Origin of the sequence: Streptomyces uncialis, assembly GCF_001905345.1 — a bacterium.
Lineage (GTDB): Bacteria > Actinomycetota > Actinomycetes > Streptomycetales > Streptomycetaceae > Streptomyces > Streptomyces uncialis.
Genome location: NZ_LFBV01000013.1, coordinates 20,716 through 44,981, shown reverse-complemented (window position 1 = coordinate 44,981; position 24,266 = coordinate 20,716). Strand labels below are relative to the sequence as shown.

22 protein-coding genes are annotated in these 24,266 nt (G+C 72.1%); 9 read left to right on the top strand and 13 right to left on the bottom strand.

The window, feature by feature from the left end; all coding sequences use genetic code 11:
• The first annotated feature begins 14 nt into the window (after positions 1 to 14).
• Complete coding sequence (locus AB852_RS36515) at positions 15 to 494, top strand: nucleoside deaminase (RefSeq protein WP_073795728.1); 480 nt, start codon at positions 15 to 17, stop codon at positions 492 to 494.
• 95 nt (positions 495 to 589) lie between these two features.
• Here the strand turns inward: AB852_RS36515 and AB852_RS36510 are convergent, their stop codons facing one another.
• Positions 590 to 2,056, bottom strand: coding sequence for an aldehyde dehydrogenase family protein (locus AB852_RS36510; RefSeq protein WP_073795725.1), 1,467 nt, complete (start codon positions 2,054 to 2,056; stop codon positions 590 to 592).
• 615 nt (positions 2,057 to 2,671) lie between these two features.
• On the opposite strand from AB852_RS36510, the gene AB852_RS36505 reads away from it, so the two are divergent.
• The 3 genes from AB852_RS36505 to AB852_RS36495 all read left to right on the top strand — a co-directional run bounded on the left by AB852_RS36505 (position 2,672) and on the right by AB852_RS36495 (position 5,666).
• Positions 2,672 to 3,859 carry an NAD(P)-dependent alcohol dehydrogenase gene (locus tag AB852_RS36505; RefSeq protein WP_079185194.1) on the top strand — a complete coding sequence of 396 codons (1,188 nt, stop codon included), beginning with the start codon at positions 2,672 to 2,674 and terminating at the stop codon, positions 3,857 to 3,859.
• Between the two features lie 100 nt (positions 3,860 to 3,959).
• The gene (locus AB852_RS36500) at positions 3,960 to 5,030 is read left to right on the top strand and encodes an MBL fold metallo-hydrolase (protein WP_079185193.1); all 1,071 of its coding nucleotides are present in this window, start codon (positions 3,960 to 3,962) and stop codon (positions 5,028 to 5,030) included.
• Positions 5,031 to 5,144: 114 nt separating this feature from the next.
• Positions 5,145 to 5,666: a MarR family winged helix-turn-helix transcriptional regulator gene (locus AB852_RS36495; protein WP_073795722.1), complete on the top strand. Its 522-nt coding sequence runs from the start codon at positions 5,145 to 5,147 to the stop codon at positions 5,664 to 5,666.
• 140 nt (positions 5,667 to 5,806) lie between these two features.
• On the opposite strand, the gene AB852_RS36490 is transcribed toward AB852_RS36495, so the two are convergent.
• The 3 genes from AB852_RS36490 to AB852_RS36480 all read right to left on the bottom strand — a co-directional run bounded on the left by AB852_RS36490 (position 5,807) and on the right by AB852_RS36480 (position 8,702).
• A complete protein-coding gene (locus AB852_RS36490; RefSeq protein WP_245877061.1) occupies positions 5,807 to 6,880 on the bottom strand; it encodes an ABC transporter permease in 1,074 nt (357 codons plus the stop codon).
• A gap of 164 nt (positions 6,881 to 7,044) precedes the next feature.
• The gene (gene msuE / locus AB852_RS36485; RefSeq protein WP_073795719.1) at positions 7,045 to 7,635 is read right to left on the bottom strand and encodes an FMN reductase; all 591 of its coding nucleotides are present in this window, start codon (positions 7,633 to 7,635) and stop codon (positions 7,045 to 7,047) included.
• The gene (locus AB852_RS36480; RefSeq protein WP_073795717.1) at positions 7,632 to 8,702 is read right to left on the bottom strand and encodes an LLM class flavin-dependent oxidoreductase; all 1,071 of its coding nucleotides are present in this window, start codon (positions 8,700 to 8,702) and stop codon (positions 7,632 to 7,634) included. The genes msuE and AB852_RS36480 overlap by 4 nt, the downstream gene beginning before the upstream one ends.
• A gap of 286 nt (positions 8,703 to 8,988) precedes the next feature.
• Here AB852_RS36480 and AB852_RS36475 point away from each other — a divergent pair, with 286 nt between their 5' ends.
• Complete coding sequence (locus AB852_RS36475) at positions 8,989 to 11,043, top strand: neutral/alkaline ceramidase (RefSeq protein WP_073795715.1); 2,055 nt, start codon at positions 8,989 to 8,991, stop codon at positions 11,041 to 11,043.
• A gap of 204 nt (positions 11,044 to 11,247) precedes the next feature.
• On the opposite strand, the gene AB852_RS36470 is transcribed toward AB852_RS36475, so the two are convergent.
• A complete protein-coding gene (locus AB852_RS36470) occupies positions 11,248 to 12,939 on the bottom strand; it encodes a VanW family protein (RefSeq protein WP_073795713.1) in 1,692 nt (563 codons plus the stop codon).
• A 706-nt stretch (positions 12,940 to 13,645) separates the two neighbouring features.
• On the opposite strand from AB852_RS36470, the gene AB852_RS36465 reads away from it, so the two are divergent.
• Positions 13,646 to 14,125, top strand: coding sequence for a hypothetical protein (locus AB852_RS36465; protein ID WP_073795710.1), 480 nt, complete (start codon positions 13,646 to 13,648; stop codon positions 14,123 to 14,125).
• Between the two features lie 111 nt (positions 14,126 to 14,236).
• Here AB852_RS36465 and AB852_RS36460 read toward each other — a convergent pair whose 3' ends face one another.
• The 4 genes from AB852_RS36460 to AB852_RS36445 all read right to left on the bottom strand — a co-directional run bounded on the left by AB852_RS36460 (position 14,237) and on the right by AB852_RS36445 (position 17,642).
• Complete coding sequence (locus AB852_RS36460; protein ID WP_073795708.1) at positions 14,237 to 14,596, bottom strand: STAS domain-containing protein; 360 nt, start codon at positions 14,594 to 14,596, stop codon at positions 14,237 to 14,239.
• The gene (locus AB852_RS36455) at positions 14,593 to 15,861 is read right to left on the bottom strand and encodes a PP2C family protein-serine/threonine phosphatase (RefSeq protein WP_073795705.1); all 1,269 of its coding nucleotides are present in this window, start codon (positions 15,859 to 15,861) and stop codon (positions 14,593 to 14,595) included. The genes AB852_RS36460 and AB852_RS36455 overlap by 4 nt, the downstream gene beginning before the upstream one ends.
• Entirely contained in the window at positions 15,861 to 16,670 is an 810-nt protein-coding gene (locus AB852_RS36450; protein WP_073795702.1) for an alpha/beta fold hydrolase, read from the bottom strand. The genes AB852_RS36455 and AB852_RS36450 overlap by 1 nt, the downstream gene beginning before the upstream one ends.
• A gap of 102 nt (positions 16,671 to 16,772) precedes the next feature.
• Complete coding sequence (locus AB852_RS36445; protein ID WP_073795700.1) at positions 16,773 to 17,642, bottom strand: universal stress protein; 870 nt, start codon at positions 17,640 to 17,642, stop codon at positions 16,773 to 16,775.
• A 231-nt stretch (positions 17,643 to 17,873) separates the two neighbouring features.
• Here AB852_RS36445 and AB852_RS36440 point away from each other — a divergent pair, with 231 nt between their 5' ends.
• Positions 17,874 to 18,653 (top strand): SDR family NAD(P)-dependent oxidoreductase, encoded by a 780-nt coding sequence (locus AB852_RS36440; protein WP_073795697.1) that lies wholly within the window; start codon positions 17,874 to 17,876, stop codon positions 18,651 to 18,653.
• A 253-nt stretch (positions 18,654 to 18,906) separates the two neighbouring features.
• Here AB852_RS36440 and AB852_RS36435 read toward each other — a convergent pair whose 3' ends face one another.
• Entirely contained in the window at positions 18,907 to 20,121 is a 1,215-nt protein-coding gene (locus AB852_RS36435) for a Cmx/CmrA family chloramphenicol efflux MFS transporter (protein WP_073795694.1), read from the bottom strand.
• 233 nt (positions 20,122 to 20,354) lie between these two features.
• Here AB852_RS36435 and AB852_RS36430 point away from each other — a divergent pair, with 233 nt between their 5' ends.
• Complete coding sequence (locus tag AB852_RS36430) at positions 20,355 to 20,933, top strand: TetR/AcrR family transcriptional regulator (RefSeq protein WP_073795692.1); 579 nt, start codon at positions 20,355 to 20,357, stop codon at positions 20,931 to 20,933.
• 35 nt (positions 20,934 to 20,968) lie between these two features.
• Here the strand turns inward: AB852_RS36430 and AB852_RS41235 are convergent, their stop codons facing one another.
• Genes AB852_RS41235 through AB852_RS36415 form a run of 3 tightly spaced genes read right to left on the bottom strand, consistent with a single transcriptional unit; the run spans position 20,969 to position 23,378 of the window.
• The gene (locus tag AB852_RS41235) at positions 20,969 to 22,486 is read right to left on the bottom strand and encodes a tRNA-dependent cyclodipeptide synthase (protein ID WP_073795689.1); all 1,518 of its coding nucleotides are present in this window, start codon (positions 22,484 to 22,486) and stop codon (positions 20,969 to 20,971) included.
• Positions 22,487 to 22,522: 36 nt separating this feature from the next.
• Positions 22,523 to 22,864, bottom strand: coding sequence for a DUF6092 family protein (locus tag AB852_RS36420; protein ID WP_073795687.1), 342 nt, complete (start codon positions 22,862 to 22,864; stop codon positions 22,523 to 22,525).
• Positions 22,827 to 23,378, bottom strand: a complete 552-nt coding sequence (locus AB852_RS36415) for a nitroreductase family protein (RefSeq protein WP_245877060.1) — start codon at positions 23,376 to 23,378, stop codon at positions 22,827 to 22,829. Before AB852_RS36415 ends, AB852_RS36420 begins: the two co-directional genes overlap by 38 nt.
• A 386-nt stretch (positions 23,379 to 23,764) precedes the next feature.
• On the opposite strand from AB852_RS36415, the gene AB852_RS36410 reads away from it, so the two are divergent.
• Positions 23,765 to 24,145 carry a VOC family protein gene (locus AB852_RS36410; protein ID WP_073795683.1) on the top strand — a complete coding sequence of 127 codons (381 nt, stop codon included), beginning with the start codon at positions 23,765 to 23,767 and terminating at the stop codon, positions 24,143 to 24,145.
• Positions 24,146 to 24,266 lie beyond the last annotated feature (121 nt).

The window sequence follows — 24,266 nt, the reverse complement described above, 5'->3', positions numbered from 1 at the left end:
GCGAGGAGGCACCTGTGGTGGAGGACGCCGACCTGCCGCATCTGCGGCGTTGTGTGGAACTGGCGACCGAGGCACTGGAGGCGGGCGACGAGCCCTTCGGCTCCGTCCTCGTCGCGGGCGGCGGCGCCGTCCTCTTCGAGGATCACAACCGGGTCGCCTCCGGGGACCGAACCCGTCATCCGGAGTTCGAACTGGCCCGCTGGGCCGCGGCGCGTCTGCGTCCGGAGGACCGCGCGGCGGCCACGGTCTACACCTCCGGCGAGCACTGTCCGATGTGCGCGGCGGCCCATGGCTGGGTCGGCCTCGGCCGTATCGTCTACATCTGTTCCTCGGCGCAACTGGCGGGCTGGCTCGCCGAGTGGGGTGTGCCGCCCGCCCCTGTCAGCGCCCTGCCGATCCGGGACGTCGTGCCCGGTGCGCGGGTGGAGGGTCCGGTACCGGCCCTGGTGGACCAGGTCCGGGCCCTGCACCACCGCTTCCACGGAGCGCCCTGACGCGGCGGGCCCCGGGCACTTCCGCCCGGCCCCACTCGTCCCGGTGCGCACACCCACCGGGTACCCGCACCGGCTCACCTACGGTTCGGCCCGGGTCAGGGGAGCTTGGGGGCGGCGTGGACGAAGTGCTTGATCTCCTGGAACTCCTCCAGCGCGCGCTCGCCGTTGAGGCGCCCGACCCCGCTCTGCTTGAAGCCGCCCTCCTCCATCTGGTCGACGATCACGGCCCAGGTGTTGGCCCACACCGTGCCGGCCTCCAGCTCCCGCCCCACCCGCAGCGGCCGGTCCACGTCCCGGGACCACACACTCGCCGCGAGACCGAACTCCGTCGCGTTGGCACGGCTGATCGCGTCGGCCTCGTCGTCGAAGACCTCGAACGTGGCGACCGGGCCGAACACCTCCTGCTGGACGATGGGCCGCTCCACGTCCTCGACCTCCACCAGACTCGGCCGGACGAACGCCCCGGCGGCCAGCGGACCCTCGGTGATCCGGCCGCCCCGGACGAGGATCTTCGCGTACGCGGCGGCGTCCGCGACCACCTGGTCGACCCGGTCGGCGTTGGCGTGGTCCACCAGCGGACCCATCTCGCTCGCCGGATCGGTGCCCGGCCCGACCCGTACCGCCTCCAGCGCGGCGGAGAGCCGGGAGCGCAGCTCGTCGGCGATCCCGCGCTGTACCAGGATGCGGCTCCCGGTCATGCAGAACTGTCCGGTGAAGGTGGTGACGGCCTTGGCGAGGACCGGCACGGCCGCGTCGAGATCGGCGTCGTCGAAGACGATCATCGGGGTCTTGCCGCCCAGTTCCAGGGACATCCCCTTCAGTGAGGCGGACGCGTCGGCCATGATCGAGCGTCCGACGCGGGTGCTGCCGGTGTAGCTGATGACGTCCACGCCCGGGTCGGCGACGATGAGCCGCGCGCCCTGGCTGCCCGACTCGGTGAAGGCGTTGAACACGCCCCGCGGCAGCGACGGGGTCTCCGCGATGATCTCGAACAGCAGACTGTTGGTGAGCGCGGTCTGCGCGGGCAGCTTGAGGACCACCGTCGCGCCCGCGGCGAGCGCCGGGGCGAAGGAGCGCACGGAGAGGATCACCGGGGAGTTCCACGGGGCGATGACCCCGGCGACCCCGACCGGCTGGCGCAGGGTCATCGAGTAGAGACCCGGCTTGACCTCGGAGGCGCGGCCCGACTCGGTGAGCGCCAGGGCGCCGTAGTAACGGATCTTGGAGATCGTCAGATCGACCTCCAGCGCGGCCTCGGACGGGATCTTGCCGTTCTCCTGGCACAGCAGGGCGACGAGTTCGTCGCGCCGCGCGGCCATCCGGTCCGACATCTCGAACAGGGCCTTGGCCCGCAGATCCCGGTCGCGTGACCAGCCGCCGGTACGGAAGGCGCGCCGGGCGGCGTCGATCGCGGCGCGGGCCTCCTTGGGGCCGCCGTCGGCGTAGCGGCCCAGGGTCAGGCCGGTGGCCGGGTCGACGGACTCCCGGATGGTGTCGGAGTCGGTCCAGACGCCGTCGATGTGGTTGCGGGCGTAGGGCGTGTCCTGGGGTTCGGTGCTCATGGGGTCTTCCTCGGAGGTCGCTCGGATGCGGGGGAGAGGGGAGAGGGGTGAGAGATGAGGGGAAGGGCCGGGGTGCGGTCCGTCCCCCTTCGCCGCGCGTGCCCTCCGGACGGGTCCGGCGGACACGGTGCCCGGTGCGCCGGCCCCGGTGGGGCCGGTGGCCACGGGGTGCGTGCCGCGGGGTTCGGAGAGACGCTGGTCAGGTGAGCGCCGTACCGCGCCGACGGGCGGTCGGCAGCCGTGGAGGCGGCCGTTCCAGGAATCGTCGGCCGGGCTCACCCGGGTGTGCAGTCGGGTGTTCACTCGGCAATATAGTTCGTTCTGCAACGAAGCGTAACAGCTGAAGCGCCGGGTGGGGGGCGGATATTCCGGGTGTTCGCGGATCGGAATCCCCGGTCCGGGGAGTCGCTTGACCCTGGCTCTGCGGCGTGTCTATTATTCGTTGCGCAACGAACTAAATGGAGGTCGGACGGGACAGGGCGGGACGCCCTTCCCGCCCTCGCCGGAGCAGATCCGGCCCTCCGTACCACGCCGCCCAAGGCGGCTGAGGGATCACCGCCCCCGCCCGGAGCCGACCGCCCGCCCGGGGAGCGCATCCGGTTGGGAGAATCGATCATGGCGGTAGCAGCGGGCTCCCCCGCACCGCACGCACCGGGCACGTCCGGTGCCTCCATCACGCCCGTACGGGCGGCGGTGACCGAGGGCAAGGGAGCGCCGTTCGTCTTCGAGAACCTCGAACTCGACACGGCCCTGCGGCCCGACGAGGTCCTGGTCAAGGTCGTCGCGACGGGCGTCTGCCAGACGGACATCCATGTCCGGGACCAGGCGCTGCCCGTCCCGCTGCCCGCGGTGCTCGGCCATGAGGGCGCGGGCGTCGTGGAGCGGGTCGGGGACGGTGTCACCTCGGTGGCACCCGGTGACCGGGTCGTCATGTCCTACCAGGCGTGCGGCCACTGCCGCCCCTGCCGCAGCGGCAACCCCGCGTACTGCGCCGTCTCGTTCCCCGCGAACTTCGGCGGGGCGCGGCTGGACGGCAGCAACGCGCTGCGCCGTACCCCGGAAGCCGGGGGCGGGGAGATCCACGGCCACTTCTTCGGCCAGTCCTCCTTCGCCACCCACGCCCTCGCCACCGAGCGCAATGTCGTCAAGGTCGACGACGGCATCCCGCTGGAACTGCTCGCCCCCCTCGGCTGCGGACTCCAGACCGGCGCGGGCGCGGTCCTGAACTCCCTCAGGATTCCCGCGGGCGCGTCCGTGGTCGTCATCGGCACCGGCACCGTGGGACTCGCCGCCGTCATGGCCGCCAAGGCCACCGGCGCCGCCCCGGTCATCGCCGTGGACATCGTCCCCGAGCGGCTCGCCCTCGCGGCCGAGCTGGGCGCGACCCACACGGTGAACGCCAAGGACGAGGACACGGCCGCCCGGATCGCCGAGATCACCGGCGGCGGCGCGGACTACGTCCTGGAGATCACCGCTCGCCCCGAGATGCTCACCCTCGCCGTCGACGCCCTCGCGCCGCTCGGCACCGCCGCGCTGATCGGCGGAGCACCCGCCGGGGCACGCGCCGAGGTGGACATGAACGCCCTCCTCGGCGGACGCACGGTCCGCGGTATCGCGCAGGGCGACTCCGTTCCGCAGCTCTTCATCCCCCAGCTGATCGAGCTGTACAAGGCCGGCCGCTTCCCCTTCGACCGGCTGATCACCCCCTACGGCTTCGACGAGATCAACGAAGCCGTCGAAGACACGCGGACCGGAGCTGTCATCAAGCCCGTGCTGCGCATCGGCGACCCGGACGTGTCCTGACCGGACACCCCGGCGGCACCCCCGTGCCGTCGCCGCCGACCCGGAGCCCTCGCGCGACCCGCGCCCAGCTCCTCCGTACGACCCTCCAGAGGACATCACCATGACCGACTTCCAGAAGCCCGGCACACCCACCGACCGCCACCAGCTCGGCGCCGCGGGCATGCCGCTGAACACCCTCGCCGACTACCGGCCCATCCCCGCCGACGGCTACGGTTCCCTCTTCCTCCCCGACCGGATCGCCAAGGGCTACCACCTGGAAGAGATCCAGGACGGCGCCTACTACGTCACCTCCGGCGCCTACGACACGATGTTCGTGCGCACCGGCAACGGTGTCGTCGTGGTCGACGCCCCGCCGCTGCTCGGCGAGAACCTGAAGCGCGCCATCGCCGAGGTCACCGACGAGCCCGTCACCCATCTCATCTACAGCCACTGGCACTCCGACCACATCGGCGCGGCCGGGATCTTCGCGGCCGACAAGCCCAAGGTCATCGCGCACGACTACACCCGCGAGATGATCCAGCGCTGGCCCGACCTCGGCGGCGAGCGCGGACTGCCCGTGCCCACCGACACGATCACCGAGAGCGACACCCTCGACGTCAACGGCGTCCGGTTCAACCTCGACTACCACGGTGTGAACCACACCCCGGGCAACATCTTCATCTATGCCCCGCAGCAGAAGGCCCTCGCGGCGATCGACATCATCAGCCCCGGATGGTCGGCCTTCAAGCACTGCGACGCCTCCGAGAACATCCGCGGCTGGGCCGAGGCCCACGACTGGATCCTCGGTTACGACTTCAAGGCCGTCGTCTCCGGTCACGTCAACCGCTACGGCACCCCCGAGGACGCCAAGGCGTCCCGCGACTACACCAACGACATCGTCGAGTTCTCCAAGGAGGCCCTGTCGCACGGCCAGGAGTTCGAGTACATCGAGAAGATCGGATTCTCCAACGCCTGGGTCCTGTGGGAGAACTACTTCAACGAGATGACCAACTACGTCACCAAGAAGACCCTGGAGAAGGTCACCGACAACGGCCAGACCTGGGCCCAGCGTCTCGCCGGTGCCGATGTCATGACCAAGTACCACGCGTACTCCGTGCTGGAGGCCCTGCGCCTTGAGTACGGCATGGTCTCCGGCTTCGAGAAGCTGATCCTCCCCAAGGCGGGCGACTGACCTGACGAGGAGGGACACCCGGGGAGGCGGCCCGGCGGAGGAGACCCTCCGCCGGGCCGCCCGCGTCCCGGACCCCCGATATCATGGGCCAGGAACCACATCTGCGGAGGGGCGATGAGCCTGAACACCGAGAACGCCACGAGCGAGGACGGCCCGGCCGGACCACGGCGGGGCGCACCCTCGCGCGCCCTGAACCACACGGAGCGGGCGGTGTGGCTCGGCTTCCTCTCCACCCATCTCAAGCTGCTGCGCACCCTCGACGCGGAACTCGTCGCCGCCGAACGCATCCCGATGTCCTCCTTCGAGGTGCTGCTGACCCTCGCGGAGTCGGCCGGGGGCCGGGTGCGGATGAAGGACATCGCCGCGTCCCTGCTGATCAGCCGCAGCGGACTCACCCGTATCGTCGACGACCTCGAACGCCAGGGGTTGGTGGTGCGGGAGAAGTGCCCCACCGACGCCCGGGGCTTCGACGCGGTCCTCACCGAGGCGGGCAAGAAGGCGTACCGGCGTGCCCGGAAGGTCCATCTGACCAATCTGCGCGGCGAGTTCCTCGACAAGCTCAGCGACGAGCAGCTTGCCGGGCTCGCCGACATCTGGCGCACGCTCGGCTTCGACGACCGTTCGGACGCCTGCTGACCCCGGCCGGGCCGGACGGCTCCCGCCTCCGCCCTCGGTGCGGACTCCCGCCTCCGCCTCGGCGCGTATGAAGCCCCCCTCGGCGCGTGGGAAGGCCCCCGGTCCTGGGACCGGGGGCCTTCCCACGCGCCGAGGCGTCGTCAGCCCGTCCGTGCCGCCGCCCCGCGGGCGCGGGAGCGTTCCACCAGCAGCAGACCGCCGACACCCGCCGCCGCCCAGAGCGCCAGGACGACGACCCCGGTGGCCACCCCGTCGCCGTCGAAGTAGGCCAGCCCGTTCACCGCGCGGACGCCCACCCCGACCGGCAGGAGCCGGGAGAAGGGCTCCAGCCAGCCGGGAAGGAACTCGGCGGGCAGACTGCCGCCGCTGGTCGCGTTGCCGATCGTCATGAACAGCACCGCCGCGGCGCTCGACCCGAGCACCCCCAGCGCCCGGACCAGCAGCATCGTGGACGCCCCCACGGCCAGCGCCACCAGGCCCACGAGCGCGGCCACCCCGGCGAACGGCGCGGGCAGCGCCCCGAACGCCCCGACGACGGACGCCACTGCCAGCCCGCCGGCGCCGCCGAACGCCGCGAGTCCCACCAGCCGCCGCCCCGGGGAGAGCCCGGGCGCGAGCTGCCACGACATGATCCCGAACAGATAGCCCGCCAGCACCAGACCGAAGGTCGTGTAGAACACGGCCAGCCCCCGGGTGTCCTGCGCGGACGCGGGGACGACGTCGGTCGTCGTCAGGGTGAGGCCGCCGGCGCGGGCCACATCCCCGAACTCGTCCGTCACCAGGGTGCTCACCGCCGGACCGTGGGCGCCCGCGAACAGCAGCTGGGCGCTCCGTTCCCCGGGGACGTACGCGGCGAACACCTCACCCGTCTCCACGGCCGCGCGGGCCGACCCGGTGTCCGGCGCGGCGCGCACCTCGAAGGTGCCCGACGGCGATCCGGCGAGCTCCTCCCGTACCGTCGCCGTCTGCGCGGCGCCGCCGACGACGGCCACCGGCAGATCCCGGGCCACCGGGGCGTGGAACGCGGAGAGGTACACCCCGATGAAGATCGCGCCGATCGCCACGGCCACGGCCACCGGCAGCAGGACCGGCCGGGCCAGGGACGTCCAGCGGGGTCCGGGCGGGTCCGGCGGGGTGTCCGCGGGCGGGGCCGCGGGCATCGGGCGGGTGGGCTGCTCGTCGGTCCGCAGAGGGCCTGGCGGGGTCTGGGGCATGATCACTGTTCCTCACTGATGACGGCAGGAGGCGGAGTGGCCGCGGGGGAGGCCCGAGCGGGCGGCACCGGCCGTCGAGGGCGTCCAGGGCCGCTTCCCGGCATGGACAAACCCCTCATATATTTCGTTGCTCAACGAACTATATGAGGGGTGGGAGGAGGGGGTCAAACGTGTACCGGGCCCACCGGGGCGGCGTTCCCGGCCCGGACGGCCGCCAGCGCTCCGGCGACGGGCACCACATCGTTCACGGCCATCTCGATCCGCTCGTACACCTCCGGATTGAGGATCGTCGTCCCGTCGAAGTCGCCCGAGTTGAGATAGATCCCGGCCGGGGCGGTCCATGCCTGGAGGAAGCCGAACAGCGGGCGCATCGCGTGCTCGATCACCAGGGCGTGCCGGTCGCTGCCGCCGGTGGCCGCCAGCAGTACGGGCTTCGCGGCCAGTCCGTACTGGTCGACCAGATCGAAGAAGTGCTTGAACAGTCCCGTGTACGAGCCCCGGAAGACGGGGGTGGCCGCGATCACGAGATCGGCCTCCTCCACCGCCCGCAGCGCGTCGGCGACCTCGTCGTCCACCTGGTCGCGGTCCGTCGCGCCGGTGAACGCCGGTCCCAGGGTGTGCAGTTCGATCAGCCGGGTGTCCACGGCGGTCCGCGCGGCCAGGGTCGCGAGGATCAGCTCCACCAGCGCCGTCGTCCTCGACGGGGCGCTGAGCGTGCCCACCACCGCCACGACCCGCAGCGGGGCGGCGGTCATGCCGTCACCCGCGCCGCGGACGCCTCCAGCGAGGCGATCTCCTTGCGGACCACCGGCGCGACCTCCGCGCCGAGCAGTTCGATCGACTTGAGCGCCTCACGCTGCGGCACATTGCCGAAGCCGAGCTGGATCATCATGCGGTCGTGGCCGAACACCTCGTACTGGGCCATGATCTTGTCGGTCACTTCCTGGACACTGCCCAGGAAGAACGCGCCCGCCGGGGTCGCCTGCGCCTCATAGGCCATCTTCGGCATCGGGACGCCCTGGCCGCGCTGATGGTGGTTGGCCATCCACCCGGCCTGGAAGTACGGATGCGACACCTCGACGGCCTCCTGATGCGTGGCGGCGACGAAGCCGGGCGAGTTCACGGAGACCTTGAGCTTCTCCGGGGCGTGCCCCGCCTCGGCCCCGGCCTTGCGGTACAGGTCGACGAAGGGCGCGAACTGGCGGTAGCTGCCCCCGATGATCGCCAGTGACAGCGGCAGCCCGAGGCGCCCGGCGCGCACCACCGAGGCGGGCGTGCCGCCGACCGCCACCCAGACGGGCAGCTCACGGTCGGGGCGCGGGGTGATGTCGGCGTTCATCAGCGGGGGCCGCAGCGAGCCCCGCCAGGTCACCGGGTTCTCCTCCCGCAGCTTCAGCAGCAGGTCCAGCTTCTCGGCGAACAGCTCGGAGTACTCGTTCAGGTCGTAGCCGAAGACGGGGAAGGACTCGATGTACGAGCCGCGCCCCGCGATGATCTCCGCCCGGCCGCCGGACAGCAGGTCGAGCGTCGCGAACTGCTGGAAGACCCGTACCGGGTCGTCGGAGCTGAGGACGGTGACCGCGCTGGACAGCTTGATCGTGCGGGTGTTCTCCGCCATCGCCGCCAGCAGGACGGCGGGGGAGGACACCGCGAAGTCCGTACGGTGGTGCTCGCCGACGGCGAAGATGTCCAGCCCCGCCTCGTCGGCCGTCCGCGCCTGCTCCACGAGTTCCCGCAGTCGCGTACCCGGGGCGGGCGGCTGGTGGGTGGTGGGGTCGGGCGTCAGCTCGCCGAAGTGGTAGATGCCCAGTTCAAAAGCCATGGTTCGGATCTCTCCGCGCGTCGATTTATTAGTTGCGCAACGAACAACATGGTGAGTCCCTGATCGTATTCCCGCAGGCCCCGGGCCCGGCGGAGCCATGTCCCCCGACCAGGAACGACTCGAAAATCCCGCCCCCACCCGGCACAGGCACATCCCCCGCCGCGCGCCGGACAGCGCCCCCGACCGGATTCCCGCCGTCGGCGGTCTTGTGCTCCGGGTGGTTGAGCCGTACACAGACCGTGTCCGAGATGACGTCCCCAGCGCATCAGCGCGCACAGGAGGTTCCATGCCGCCCCCGTCCCGCCGTCTCCGACGCGGACTTCTCGCGCTCGTCCTCGTCCCGACGGTCGCCGCGGTCCCCCTGACCCTCCCGCCCCCGCCCGCCGCCGCCGCGGACGCCGACGCCCCCTATCTCGTCGGCCGGGGCATCTCCGATGTGACCGGGGAGGCCGCGGAGACCGGGATGATGGGCTACTCCAGCTTCGACCAGAAGACCTCCGGCATCCACCAGCGGCTGCGCTCCCGGGCCTTCGTCGTCGCGGACCGCGCGAGCGGACGGCGTGTGGTGTACGTCAACGCCGACCTCGCAATGATCTTCCAGTCCGTCCGCCAGGGTGTCCTCGACCGGCTGGGCGAGCGGTACGGCGATCTCTACCGCGGCGAGAACGTCCTGCTGTCCGCCAACCACACCCACTCCGGACCGGGCGGCTACTCCCACCACCTCGCCTACAACCTGTCCGTGCTGGGCTTCCAGAAGGGCACCTACCAGGCGGTGGTCGACGGGATCGTCGAGTCCGTCGTGGCGGCCCACGAGGATCTGCGGCCCGGCACCCTCGCCCTGGGCACCGGCACCCTCACCGACGCGAGCGTCAACCGCTCCCGGTCCGCCTTCGACCGCAACCCCGCCGCCGACAAGGCCGCCTTCCCCGCCGCCATCGACCCCGCGATGACCGTGCTCCGGCTGCGCCAGGGCGGCAAGGACGCGGGCGCGATCAGCTGGTTCGCCACCCACAACACCTCGGTCACCAACAAGAACACCCTGATCAGCCCCGACAACAAGGGCTACGCCGCCTACACCTGGGAACACGACCACGAAGGGGTGCGCTATCTCGACGACACCCCGGGGTTCGTCGCCGCGTTCGCCAACACCAACGCCGGTGACATGTCACCCAATCTGAATCTGCGGCCCGGCTCCGGCCCCACGGAGGACGAGTTCGAGAACACCCGGATCATCGGTGAGCGGCAGTTCGCCAAGGCCCGCGAGGTCTTCGAGGACGCGGCCCCCGCCCCCGGCGGTGTCGACGCCCGGCTCACCCACGTGGACATGGAGAACGTGGCCGTCTCCGGCGCGTACACCACCGACGGCCGCCCCCAGCGCACCTGTCCGGCCGTCGTCGGCGCCTCCACCCTCGCGGGCAGTGTCGAGGACGGACCCGCGCTCCCCGGCTTCACCGAGGGCATGCGCAGCCCCGTCGCGTCGCTGGCCGAATCGCTCAGGACCGAGGTGCCGGCCTGGCTGAAGAGCTGCCAGTACCCCAAGGCGAGCCTCGTCCCCACCGGTCTGATGAGCGGTCTGTACCCCGTGACCCCGCGTGTCCTGCCGCTCCAGATCGTCCGTCTCGGACCGCTGTATCTGGTCGCCGCACCGGGGGAGTTCACCATCACCGCGGGATTGCGGGTCCGCCGCACGGTCGCCCGGGAACTCGGGGTGCCCCTCGAACGCGTCCTCCTCCAGGGCTACGCCAACTCCTACAGCCAGTACGCGACGACACCCGAGGAGTACGACGCCCAGAACTACGAGGGCGGCTCCACCCTCTACGGCCGCAACACCCTGCCCGCGTACCAGCAGGAGTTCGCCAAGGTCGCGGCCTCCCTGCGGGACGGCACCCCGATCCCCGGGGGTGCCACCCCGCCCGACGAGTCGGGCCGCCAGATCAACCTCCAGACCGGTGTGGTCCTCGACAGCCCGCCCGCCGGCCGTTCCTACGGTGAGGTGCTGACCCCGCCCGCCGCTTCGTATCCGCGCGGGGCCACCGCCACGGCCGCGTTCGTCACCGGCCATCCCAAGAACAACCTGCGGCGCGGCGGCACCTTCCTGGAGGTGCAGCGGCTCGTCGACGGCCGCTGGGAACGCGTACTGGACGACGGCGACTGGGCGACCACCTACCGCTGGACCCGGCTCAACGCCGTGCTCGGAACCTCCAAGGCGACCCTGACCTGGCGGATCGGCCCCGGCACCCCGGCGGGCACCTACCGCTTCGTCCACCACGGCGACGCGAAGAACTTCTGGGGCCGGATCACCCCCTTCACCGGCACATCCGGCACCTTCACCGTCGGCTGACGCCACCGGCGGGCCGGGACCCGGCGGACGGACCTGCTGCGACGACCGGCTGGGACGGGACCGAAACGGCCGCCCCGCGCGAAGTGCTGCGCGGGGCGGCCGTCGGTGGACGATCCGGGTCCGGGTATCGGGTGCGGGTGCGGGTGCGGTGGAAGGTACCGGTCCGGCGGGGACGGTCCCGGTGCCGTGCGCTCCCGGGCGGGATCAGTCGCAGGTGACCTCGTCGCGCGGGGTGTAACGGGTGTTGAAGGGCTCCCGCTTGACCTCCTTGCCACCGTCGATGAAGATCCGCTCGACGGTCACGTCGAACCCTTCCAACGGGGTCTGCGGCTGGCAGTCCTTCTTCGCGCCGGGCAGCTTCTTCGGCTCCTGGACATTGGTACGCGGTCCCTTGCTCGCCTCGACCGCGTCGTACTTCTTGGTGCCGAGGAAGGTCACCGTCACCGAGGTGTCGGTGGCCTCCGTGGCGATGTACAGGGCCTTGCCCGAGTCGTTGGTGAACTTCAGGTCGAGGCTGCCCCACGCCACCGTGGCCTCCCGGCCCTCCGGATAGCGCTCGATGTAGAAGGAGTGCGCGCCGTACTCCACGGGCTTGACCCCCGCGAAGAAGATCGCGTTGAACATCGCCGTCGCCACGGTGGAGACACCGCCGCCACCGGCCTTGGTGTACTTGCCGTCGAGGATGATGATGCCGTCGACGAAACCGTTCTCCGTGGTGCGCTCGCCCACGGTGTCGTTGAAGCTCCAGGTCTCCCCGGGCAGCACCGTCGAACCGTTGATCAGCTCGGCGGCCCGGCCTATGTTCTTCGTGCGGTACTCGGCGCGCTCGAAGTTCGCGGTGAAGGACGACACCTTCTCCGTCATCCCCATCTCCGCGACCTTCGCCCGGGTGAGCTCGGGCTGGGAGAGGACGGTGTCCACCTTGCCGATGCGCTCCGGTCCCGAGCCGGTCAGCAGCGGCAGCACGGCCTTGCCCAGGGCCTCGGCGGTGACCTTCTGCCCCGGCTTGCCGTCCCGGGCCACCTCGACGCGCTCGCCGACGACGCGAAGTGTGGCGTCGACCGGCTCCGTCGTCACCGCGCGTACCGAGGCGGCCACGGCCGGGTCCTTGTACAGGCCCTTCTCGTCGAGTCGCGGGACGAGACGCTGACTGTCGTCGGGCCGCATCGTCAGATGATCGCCGAACGTCGCCGGGTCGATCGTGACGCGCCCCTCACCGGTGGTGAGCGTGACGGGCGCCGACATCGCGGGCCGCGCGAACTCGCGCAGCGCGCGGTCCGTCTCGGCCTTGCCGATCCTCGGCTCCTTCTCCTCCACGGGCAGCTCGATCCGCCCGGGGTTCTCGGCGAAGTACGCGTCCCGCACCGGGTCGACCGATCCGTCGATGTCCAGCGTCTGGCCGGTGACCGGCCGTACCGCCTTCGCCGCGCCCTCGCTGAAGGAGACGGCGCCCTCACGGACCTTGCGGTCGTGCTTCTCCGCGAGCCCCCGCAGGGCGGCCCGGGTGGCGTCCTCGTCCATCGCGAGCACGGGGTCGACCGCGCCGCCACGGGAGGTGAACAGATCACCGATCACCGTGAAGGGGTCGTAGCTGGAGCGGACCGCGCGGGAGGCGGTCTCCTCGGTGTCGAGCCGGAGCCCGGCCGCCGCGGGGTCGAGCCGGTCCGTACGGTCCCCGACGGTCACCGTGAGCGGGGCCGTTGCCGTGGCCGCCAGCTCCCGGTCCAGCTTCTCCTTGGCCTCCGGCTGGCTCAGCCCACCGAGGTCCACCCCGCGCACCGTGGTGCCGGAGGGAGCCTCGTCGCCGGTCACCAGCAGCCCGGTCAGATAGAGGGCCCCCGCGCCGAGCACGACAGCGCCACTCGCGACGGCGGCGGGATGTATTCGGCGGCGCATGGGACTCCCAGAAGATGACCGGCACGGATCAGTCCGGACATGGCCCGGCCGGTGTGACGAACGCACTGGACGCTACCGTGCCATAAGTAAGCGAATAGTAAGAAACGGAGGTAGGGATAACCGGCCACCGGCCCACCGGCCGCTATCGTCGCCTTCCCCGCTTCGCCGCCCGGACACCGTCCCCGCGCCCCCGGCCCGGCCCCGCCCGCCCGGCCTGCGGGCCCTCACCCGGCGGCAGTTCGCACGCCGTGAGATGACGGCCGTCCGCTGCCCCGCGCCGCGCGCCGGGCCGCCGACCGCGCCGGACGTGGAAACCCCCGGCCCCGCCCTCCCCGGTGGGCGTGACAAGACCGACACGGGAGCACCCCGCTTCCGCGCCGTCCAGCGCGAACCCCGCGACGGGCGCCGTACCCGGCACCGCGCTCGCGGCCCGCGCCGACCTACTACGGTGTGTAGAAGATCAATGGCCGGATCGTGACGGTCGTATCGGGCGACGGATCATGAACGGCGACCCCCATGATCCGGACCGGCGGCGCCTGTTGCGGGTGCGGTGAGCCGTACCGGCGGCCGGGGGAGGGAGTGCGATGATCAACGGATCTACTAAGGTGGTTCCCACATGCGTCGCGCCGGGAGGACTCCACGGCGACCACGCGTACGCGGTAGCACGTGCCACGGCGACGGGCACGGAGCTGAGGGAGGCGGACCGATGCGGACCTGGACAGCACGTCAATGGCTGGCCGCGGCGGCGGTGACGGTGGCCGCCGGTGCGGCGATCGGGATTCCGACCGGGGTCGTCGACACCCCGCTGTACGCCCGGATGACCGCCGTGCTCTGGTGGAACTACCCGGTCTGGGCGCTGTCCTCGCTGCTCGTGGGACTGCTGGTGGCGACGTACGTGGGTCAGCCGCCTGCGGTCCGGGCCCGGGGTCCGCGCGGACCGCGCGCCGTCGCCGCCGCCCTGCTGTCCGCGTTCGCGGTCGGCTGCCCGGTCTGCAACAAGCTCGTCGTCCTCGCCCTCGGCACGAGCGGGGCCCTGTCCTACTGGGCCCCCGCGCAGCCCCTGCTCGCGATCGCCTCACTGGCGCTGCTCGTCCACGCCCTGGTGCGGCGGCTGCGCACGGTGGCCGACTGCCCGGTGCCGGTCACCGCGTCGTCCACCAAGGCCGACGGCGCACCGGTCGCCTGACGGACGGCCGCGCGGACCACGGGCGCTCCCGTGACGCCTCGCGGGGGCGCACCCGGGGGGCGTCTGAGGCGTACGTCTTCGTGGAGCCGTGGGCCGAGGGGCGCCCGACGGTCAGCGCGGCGTGGGGCGCCAGGCGGCTTCGGCGTCCTGGGCGGTGGGATGGGTCGGGAAGACCTGGTCCAGGCCGACGATGCGGAAGATCCGGCTGACCCGGTCGGGGACCGCGGCCAGCGCGATGGTCGCCTGCGCGGCCAGGGCGTGGTTGCGGGCGGCGAGCAGGACCGTGATGCCGGTGGAGTCGCAGAAGGTGAGGCTCCCCAGATCGACGACCAGCTGCTGGCCCGGACACAACGCCAGTCCGGGCAGCACGGCGCGTACCTCCGGCGCGGTGAGGTGGTCGAGCTCCCCGGCGACCGCGACGACCGGCCCGGCGGCCGTGCTGCGGGTACGGACGGTCAGCTGCCTGGTCACCGCTGCTCCTCACCGGGGGGCCGGGGCGCGTGGACGGCGAGGACGGCGGTGTCGTCGTCCACGCCGGTGCCGAGGGTGTCGAGCAGGCCGCGGACCGCGTCGACGGTGTCCGACGCGGTGGCGGGGGCCAGCGCGCGGGCGAAGTCGAGAAGGGCGTCGTCGCCGTAGCGTTCCCCGCCGCCGGAGGTGGCGTCGGTGCGGGCCTCGGTGAGGCCGTCGGTGTACAGCAGCAGGGTGTCGCCGGGGGCGAGGCGCACGGTGGTGGTGGCGATATGGGCCTCGGGCAGGACACCGATGAGCTGTCCGCCGGGGGTGGGCAGGAAGTCGGCGGTGCCGTCGGCCCGCAGCAGCAGGGCGGGCGGATGTCCGCCACCGGCCAGGGTGATGTGGAAACCGCCTTTCTCGGGGTCGAGCGTGAGCAGTCCGAAGACGACGGTGCAGAACCGGGGATCGGCACCGTTGTACTCGTGGTGGAGAACCGTGTTGAGGTTGCCGAGCACGGCCACCGGGTCGGGGTCGTAGACGGCGGCGGCGCGCAGGGTGTAGCGGGCCAGGGAGGTGACGGCCGCGGCGGCGGCGCCCTTGCCGCACACATCGCCCAGGAACAGGCCCCAGGTGTCCGGGGCCAGGGGGAAGAGATCGTAGAAGTCGCCGCCGACCTCGTCCGGGGAGGCGAGATGGTAGTGCGTGGAGACATCCAGGCCCGGCATGTTCTCCAGCGCCGGCGGCAGCAGCGTCTTCTGCAAGGTGGCGGCCAGCACCCGGAGGCGGTCGCGTTCCTGGTCGGCCTCCTTGCGGGCGCGCAGCAGCTCGGTCTCGTAGGCGCGCCGGTCGCGGGCGTCGAAGAGCGTGGTGCGGACGAGCAGCGGCTGCCCGTTGCTGCCCCGCTTCAGGGTGGAGGTGACCAGGACCGGCAGGCGGGTGCCGTCGGCGGCCTTCAGCTCCAGGGCGATGCCGCTGATCTCGCCCTGCATCCGCAGCAGCGGGGCGAAGTGGGTCTCGTGGTAGAGCCGGCCGCCGACGGTCAGCAGGTCGGAGAAGTGCTTGCGGCCGACCAGGTCACCGCGCCGGTAGCCGAGCCAGTCCAGCAGCGTGGTGTTGACCTTCGCGATCCGGCCGTCCAGCTGGGTCGAGAGATAGCCGCACGGGGCGTGCTCGTAGAGGTCCTCGACGCTGTCCTCCAGCAGCGCGGAGAACTGCGCCTGCTCGTCCCCCGGGACCTCGTCCTTTCTCGGACCGTTCTGGTCGTCGTCGGTCCTGCTCATCACGGGGTGCCTCCCGCGAACGCGGCGATCGCCGCGGCGGTCTCGTCGGGGGCGGCGAGCTGCGGGCAGTGTCCGGTGGCGTTCAGCGTGACGAGCCGGCTGCCCGGTATCCGCGCGTGCACGAACGCGCCCACCTCGGGCGGGGCGATCGCGTCACGGGAGCACTGCGCGACGAGGGTGGGCACCGTCACCCCGGCGAGGTCGGCGCGGTTGTCGGACAGGAAGGTGACCCGGGCGAAGACCCTGGCGATCTCCGGGTCGGTACGGCAGAAGCTGCTCGTCAGTTCCTCGCCCAGCTCCGGCCGCTCCGGGTTGCCCATGATGACCGGCGCCATCGCACCCGACCAGCCCAGATAGTTGGCGTCGAGCGACTCCAGCAGCTCGTCGATGTCCTCGGCGCTGAACCCGCCCCGGTAGCCGGTGTCCGGGTCGTCGATGAAGCAGGGCGACGGGGCCAGCAGGACGAGCCCGGTGAACGCCCCGGGCTCCTTCGCGGCGGCCAGCACGCCCATCATGGCGCTGACCGAGTGCCCGACGAACGTCACCGGGCCCAGTGCCAGCTCCCGGCACAGCTCCAGCAGGTCGTCGACGTATCCGTGCAGGGTCGAGTACCGCTCCCGGCTCCATGCCGAGAGGTCCGAGTTCCCCGCGCCGACATGATCGAAGAGGACGACGGTGAAGTCGCGCTCCAGCGCCGGCACGATCAGCCGCCACATGTTCTGGTCGCACCCGAACCCGTGCGCCAGCATCACCACAGGGCCGCCGGGCCGCCCCGACACCGTCACATGGTTCCTGCTCCGCACATCCATATGGCACATACTCGCAGAGACCGCCCAGGCCGCCCGCGGAGCATGCCACCGGGTGCGCGCGCCGTCGGCCCCGGCACCCCGGTCGCCGCCCCGCCGGAACCGTCAGTGGTGCGAGGTCACCGCCACCGGGCAGGGGGCGTGGTGCAGCGCCGCGTGCGCCACCGAACCGATACGGCCGCCGATGGGCGTGTACCGGGCCCTGCGCCCCACCACCAGCAGCTGTGCCCCGGTGGACGCGGCGAGCAGGACCTGACCGGCGCTGCCGATCTCCACATGCTCCACGACGCGGACGTCCGGGAACTTCTCGCGCCAGGGCGCCAGGGCCTCGCGCAGGGATTTGCGCTCCAGCGGCTCCAGCCCGCCGGCCTCGTCGGTGAGCCGCAGGAACTCGGGGCTGTAGGCGTGCAGCGGCGGCAGGCTCCAGGCCCGTACCGCGCGCAGGGTGGCGCCGCGCGCGGCGGCCGCCGCGAACGCGAACGCGAGCGCCGGTCCGCTGTCCTCGGCGCTGCCCTGCTGGCCGACGACGACCTCGCCCGCGCGCGGCGGCGGCCTGTCCCCGGGGGACCGGACGGAGACCACGGGGTGCCGTGCCTCCGCGATCACCTGCCGGCCGTAGGAGCCGAGCAGGAAGCCCAGGACGGGGCCCTGTCCCTTGGAGCCGAGCACCAGCATCTCCGCCGTCCGGGCGGCGCCGAGCAGGGCGTCCACCGGGTCCTCGGCGACCACCTCGGAGCTGATCTCCAGCTCCGGGCGCCCCTCGGCCGCCCGTGCCTCGGCCTTCGCCACGACGGCCTCGGCCGCGCGGCTCAGGGCGTCCCCGCCGCCGGTCACCGGGACGTCGCGCGGCTCCCACCAGGGGGCGTGGACGATACGCAGGGGGAGCCGCCGCAGGGCCGCCTCATGGGCCGCCCAGTCGACGGCCGCCAGACTCTCCGGTGAGCCGTCCACCCCAACAGCGATTGCGCGGGCCATTGCCATGCCTCCTTGTGACGCGACGGAGCGGCAACGCTACCGCCCCTCCCCGCAGCCTTCCGGATCATGGCCCGCCGGGGGAGGGCCGATCGTCCCGAATCCAGGAACCGGCCGGTCGGGGCCGCCCTGGCGTCCCAGGCGGCCGTGCCGGATCCCACGAGGGCGGGCGCCTTCCCGCCGCCGCCCGGTACCCACCGGCGGGCGTGCGGGGCTCACCACTAGGCTGCCGGGATGACCTCGGTGACGTACCTCTCGGAGCTGTTCTCACTGGACGGCAGGGTGGCCCTGGTGACGGGCGGCAGCTCGGGGATCGGCCGGGCGGTGGCCGGGGCGCTGGCGCGGGCGGGCGCCCGGGTGGTGATCGTGGCGCGCGGCGAGACGGAACTCGCGGCGACCGTGGCCGAGCTGACGGCCGAGGGCCGCGAGGCGGCCTGGGTGAGCGCCGATCTGAGCGCCCGCGAGGGGGTGCGCGCGGCGGCGGAAGCGGCGGCGGCCGTGTTCGGGGAACCGGACATCCTGGTGAACAGCGCGGGCATCAACCTCCGTCCTCCGCTGGGTGAGCTGGGCGAGGACGTCTGGGACACCACCATGGCCGTGAACCTGGAGGCACCGTTCCTGCTGGGGCAGCGCTTCGGCCCCGGGATGGCCGCGCGGGGGTTCGGCCGGATCATCCACATCACCTCGCAGCAGGCGCACCGGGCGTTCGTGCAGAGCGGCGCGTACGGCGTCTCCAAGGGCGCGCTGGAGTCGCTGGCCCGCTCGCAGGCCGAGGCGTGGTCACCGCACGGCGTCACCTGCAACACCCTGGTACCGGGTTTCGTGATGACCCCGCTCAACCAGCGGCTGTCGTCCGACCCCGACCGGGTGGCGGCGCTCGCCGCCCGCACCATGGTCGGACGCAACGGCCTGGCCGAGGACTTCGCGGGCGCCGCCGTGTTCCTGGCGAGCGGGGCGTCCGCCTATGTGACGGGCCAGTCCCTCTTCGTCGACGGCGGCTTCTCGACCCACTGACCTGGCGGCCCACCGACCCGGCGACGCGGGTACGGGCGGCCCACCGACCCGGCGACGCGCGGACCGACGGCCTTCCGATCGGCGGCCCTCCGCCCGGCGACCGCGTCCACCGGCGACCTACTGACCGACCACGTGCGGGCCGGTGGCCCGCTGACCCGCCTCGCCGCGACCGTCGACGCCCCGACCGGCCACGCACCGTCCCGCCCCGCCGCGCCCGGTCCCCTCCCGAGGACCGGGTGCGGCGCGGACACCGTCAGGCGTCGGCGTGTTCCGCCGTCCGCCGGGACGCCGTCGGTACGGCGGGTATGCCGGTACGGCGGTCGCGCCGCTCCAGCGCCCCCGCCCACAGCGCCCCGGCCAGTCCGAGGAGGGCGAGCGCGGCGCCGACCCAGGCGACCGAGGGATAGCCCCAGCCCGCCGCGATCGTCGCGCCGCCCAGTGCCGGGGCCAGGGTGTTGCCGATGTTGAAGGCGGCCGTGTTGGTGGCGCCGACGAGGGTCGGGGCGCCCGGTGCGAGGGTGAAGACCCGGGCCTGGAGGGCCGGGTTGGTGACATATCCGGCCAGGCCGAGGACGAAGACCAGCACCAGGGTGACGGCGGTGTGCCGGGCCGTGAGCGCGAGCGCGGCGGAGGCCACGGTCAGCACCGCGAGTCCGGCGACGAGCGTCGGCACGGACCGTTCCTCGGGCTGCCGTCCGCCGATCGTCATACCGACCAGCCCGCCGACCCCGAACAGCGCCAGCACCACGGGCACCCACCCCTCGGACATCCCGCTCACGCCGGTCAGCAGCGCGGCGAGATAGCTGAAGGTGACGATGACCGCGCCGAAGGCGAAGGCCGTGACGGCGTACGAGAGCCACAGCTGGGGCCGCCGCATGGCCCGCAGCTCCGCGCGGACCGTCCGGGGCTCCTCGCGCGCGCCCTTGCCGCCGGGCACGGCGAACACCGTGCAGACGAGGCTGACGAGGGTCAGGACGGCGACGCCCCAGAAGGCCGCGCGCCATCCGGCGAACTGGCTGAGCACCGTACCCGCCGGGACGCCCACGATGGTGGCCAGGGTCAGTCCGCCCGCCACCACCGCGACGGCCCTGGCCTTCGCGTCCGCCGGTACGAGCGCCACGGCGGTCGCCACCGCCACCCCCCAGAACCCGGCGTAGGCGAGGGCGCTGACGATCCGGGTGGCGAACAGCGGCCCGTAGCCGGGCGCCAGCGCGCCGACGACGTGCGCGGCGATGAACACGCCCTGGAGGGCGACGAGTGCGGTGCGGCGCGGCCAGCGCAGTGTGGCGACGGCGAGCAGGGGCGCGCCGACGACCATCCCGATCGCGAAGGCCGAGATGAGCAACCCGGCGTCGGGGATCGAGACACCCAGATCGTCGGCCATCCCCGGGAGCAGCCCGGAGAGCATGAACTCCGAGGTTCCCTGGGTGAAGATCCCCAGTCCGAGGACGTAGACGGCTAAGGGCATGAGTGTTCCTCCGGTGTACGGGCGGTGCCGCGGTGGACAGGTCAACGCCGATACGGCACAGCGGCGTTCGACGTCGCGGTGTGCCCGGCCCGAAGGACGCTAGCATGTTTTGAAGCGTCCGCTTCAGAACTGGCGGAAGGCCGCCGGAGGCCAAGGCGCGCATGGCGCGGGGCCGTTGAGAGGCGAGAACCGGGGGTTTGGTGCGGTCGCTTCAGAACCCCTACGATCGCGTCATGGCACGGCCACGGAAGTTCGACGAGGCCCGGGCGGTCGGCTCCGCGATGGACGCCTTCTGGCGGCAGGGCTACCACGCGACGTCCACCAGGGACCTGACCGACCGCACCGGCGTCGGACCGTCCAGTCTGTACAACACCTTCGGCGACAAGCGGCAGCTCTATCTGCGGACCCTGCGCGAGTACTTCGCCGTCCACACCGCCGAACAGACCCGCGGGCTGCGCGCACCGGGACCGGCCAAGGAACGGCTGCGCCACCTCATGGTCCACGCGGTCGACCTGGACCTGTCCGGGACCGGACCCGCGGGCTGCTTCGCGGTCAACGCGCTGATCGAGATGGGCAGCGAGGACCCGGACGTCGCCGAGGAACTCCAGCGTCACTTCGGCGCCGTGGAGGACGCCTTGACCGACACCGTGGCGGAAGGGCAGCGCGACGGCGGGATCACCGCACCGGGCGACGCGCGCACCCTCGCCCGCCAGGTCCTCAGCACGTACTACGGGCTGCGGGTCCTCGCCCGGGTCCAGAAGGACCGGCAGGCGCTGCTCGCCGTCGCGGACAGCGCCCTCGCCGCACTCTGATCCCGGGGCGACACGGGCGTGCGGGCCCGGGACGGCTACTGAGCAGCCGTGGCCGCCAGCGGAGCCCGCTCATGGGCGGACGGAGCGACGGCCTCCGCCGCGCCCACGGGCTGCGCGCGAGCGCTGACGAGCAGGTTCACCGGCTCCTGCGCACCCGACGGCAGACCGTCCAGCGGCTCCCACACCACATCGGTGAACCCGGAGGCCCGCAGGGTCTTCTCGATGGTCTCGCAACTCCAGTACCGCGCGGGCAGCGTCGTCGGGGGAGTCGTGGGGATCGTGAGGGGCGAGGGGTCACCGTCGCGGGCGTTGTCGGGGCGGTGCACCACGAGACCGTTCATCTGGGCGCTGTCCGCCGGGAGCCGGGGATTGCCCACATAGGCGAGGAAGCGGCCGCCGGGCGCCAGATTGGCCCAGGTCTGCCTCATCATCCGGGCCAGCGTCGCCCGGCTGTCCGCGTAGTGCAGGACCGCGACCGCCACCACGGCGTCGAAGGTGCCGAGGACGGGCATGTCGGCCGCGTCCACGACCTCGTACCGCACCCCGACCGGCTCCCGCTCCTCCAGCGCCCGCGCCACCTCGATCATGCCGGGCGACACATCCACACCCAGCACCTCGGCCGCGCCCCGGCGCCGCAGCAGCCGGGCGTACGCCCCGGAACCGCACCCGAGGTCCAGTACGGAGGCCCCCTCGACCGGGCCGAGGGCACGCAGGAGCGACGGGATCTCGATGAGGCTGCGGTAGGTGCTGAACACCCGCTCCACATCGGTGTAGTCCGCCGCGATCTCGTCGTACTGCTCCGTGAGGGTCAACTGCTCTCTCCTTGTACGTGAACGGGTCTGCTGGGGCGGGGAATCCGGCGCGGCGACCGGTTCCGGGCTGACGACGAGGAAGCCCTGCCGGGGGCTGCGCCCGGGGCTCCCGGGTTCCTGGTAGAGCGCGGTGACCACCGGCATCAGCTTGTGATAGCAGGTGACCGAGGAGGGGACGCCCAGAATGGCGGGGGTGTCGAGCAGGAAGGGGATCTCCGAGCGGACGTACGCGAGTCCCGCCTGTATCTGCACGGAATCGGCGGAGTGCTCCGTGACGGGGCCGGAATGGTGTTCGAGGAGTTCGCGTACCTGTTCCTCGGCGGCCCGCCGCACCGGCCCGCTGTCGTCGAAATCCCGGTCCAGCCGGCGCAGCACCTCCTGATACGCGGGAAGTTGCGCGCATTCCGACATCGACCGCACCCGGAGCCGCCCGTGCGCGGTTCCCGAGGTCTTCTCCAGGGCACGCCGGATTCTTCGCCGGACATCCTTGAGCATGCTTCTGGTGCGACTGCCGGCCTGGGCCGGGGTGAGTCCCGTCGCGATGAGCATGGCGTCGATATGGGTGTCGATGTACAGGACGTCGACCAGGGTGAAGTGTTCTTCCGCCCAGGCCAGCAGCGAACCCAGCCGTTCCTGATGGAAATAGCTGTTCCCGGCACTCACGCCGATCAGCGCGTGGTCACCGCGCTCATAGATCCGCCGACAGGTCGGGGTGACGGGTTCCACCTCGAACTTCGTCATGTCTCTGCTTCCCTCGGCCGTTCGGATTCCCCGCCGTCAGGTGGTGGCGGGGGAAGCCGGACCCCGCCGGATGAGATCGGAGTCCCGCAGCAGCAGTGTCAGCTTCCCGCACACCTCGTCGAGGAACGCGGTGAGATCCCTGGGAGCCATCGGCCCGCACATGAAATCCTCCAACCGGCCGTGCAGTTCCTGGAGTTCGCTGTTGGTCACACCGCGGTCCCGGAGCAGCACCAGTACCCGCCGGGCGGCGTCGATGCAGCGGAAGGGGCCGTACTGCTGGGGCTCCTCCAGAAGTCCCCGCCCGCTGCTGAGCAGATACGCGGTGAGAAGGAGGAGTTCCTCATCGATCGGCCGGAGTGCCGTTTCCCCAGAACTCATGACTGACTACCTCACTGCGGTCTCGGCGGGGCGGTGATACGAGATCCCTGGCCGGGTGGCCGAGGGGAACCAGGAGCAGGGGTTCGAGATGGCTGGGCAACCCGAGGATCGTGGCGACGGAACCACGCCGGAAACTGGCCGCGGGACAGCCGCCCAGCCCCAGGGAATGGGCGGCGAGCAGCAGGTTCTGCACCGCCATCGCCACGCACAGCAGTCCCTCGTCCCAGAACTCGCCGTCGTCCTTGACCGCGCGGGAACGGTCGAAGCACGCGACCACGACGAGCGGCGGCGGCTCGATCATCCCGGGGGAGAAAGCCCGTACGAGCCGCAGGGTGCGCGGGTCGCGCACGGCCACGAAGGCCCAGGCCTGCTTGTTCCCCCCGGTGGGGGCGGCCAGTATGGCGTCGATCAATTGCTCCAACTGGCCGTCCGAAACGGGTTGGTCGGTGAACTGCCGCACCGCACTCCGGGTACGGAGCACACGCATGACGGCTGATGACTGCTGGGTGGACAACGACTTCCTCTCCGAACCCCGAACCGCACTCAAGAGAGTCCCCGTGACGCGGTGTTCGCGAAGCGCCGGGAACCGTGAGGGCGTCGCCGTCGAGCGGCGCGCACCGGAACTGTGGCATGCCCGATCCGGGCCGTTCCCGGCATCCCCGATCCATTCACCCGCGCGGGGTCAAAGTGTGATGGTCCGCTGGTCCGCGATTCCGCCGGTCCTTTGCCCGGAGCATTCCCGGGGGCCGGAACTCCGTGCCATGAACGGGATTTCGGGCCGCTCGTCCGTTGCCTCGGCGCCGGTGTTCCGCCGGGCGGAACGCCGACGTTCCCGTACCGCATGAGGTGTGTGAACGCGGGTAGACGGCCCAAGGTGACCCACGGCCAACTGGAGGAAAGATGCCTGTACCCAAGACGGCCGTCCTGGCGCTCGACTGCGCCGACCCCGAGGCGCTCGCGGAGTTCTACGCGGCCCTGCTCGGCGGTGAGATACGCCCGACCGGTGACCCCGACCTCGTGGAGGTGAGGGGCGAGGACGGATCCGTGCTGGGGTTCCAGCGCGACCACGGCTTCGCGCCCCCGAGCTGGCCCCGGCCCGAGGACGCGCAGCAGGCACATCTGCTGATCATGGTGGCGCGGTCGGACCTCGACGAGGCCGAGCGCGAGGCGGTCAGTCTCGGGGCCACCCCGATGGACGTACAGGGCCGGGGCACCACCCGTGAGGGGCGGCTGCTGTCCGACCCCGCCGGGCACTCGTTCATGCTGCGCTCCCTCAAGTGACCCACGACGGCCCCTCGTGTCCCGGCGGCGACCGAGGCGGCAGAGGCGTCCGGCGCGACCGGAGGCGACCGCCGACCGGCACCGGGGCGCCGGTCAGGGGGACCGCGGGGGGCCGACAAGA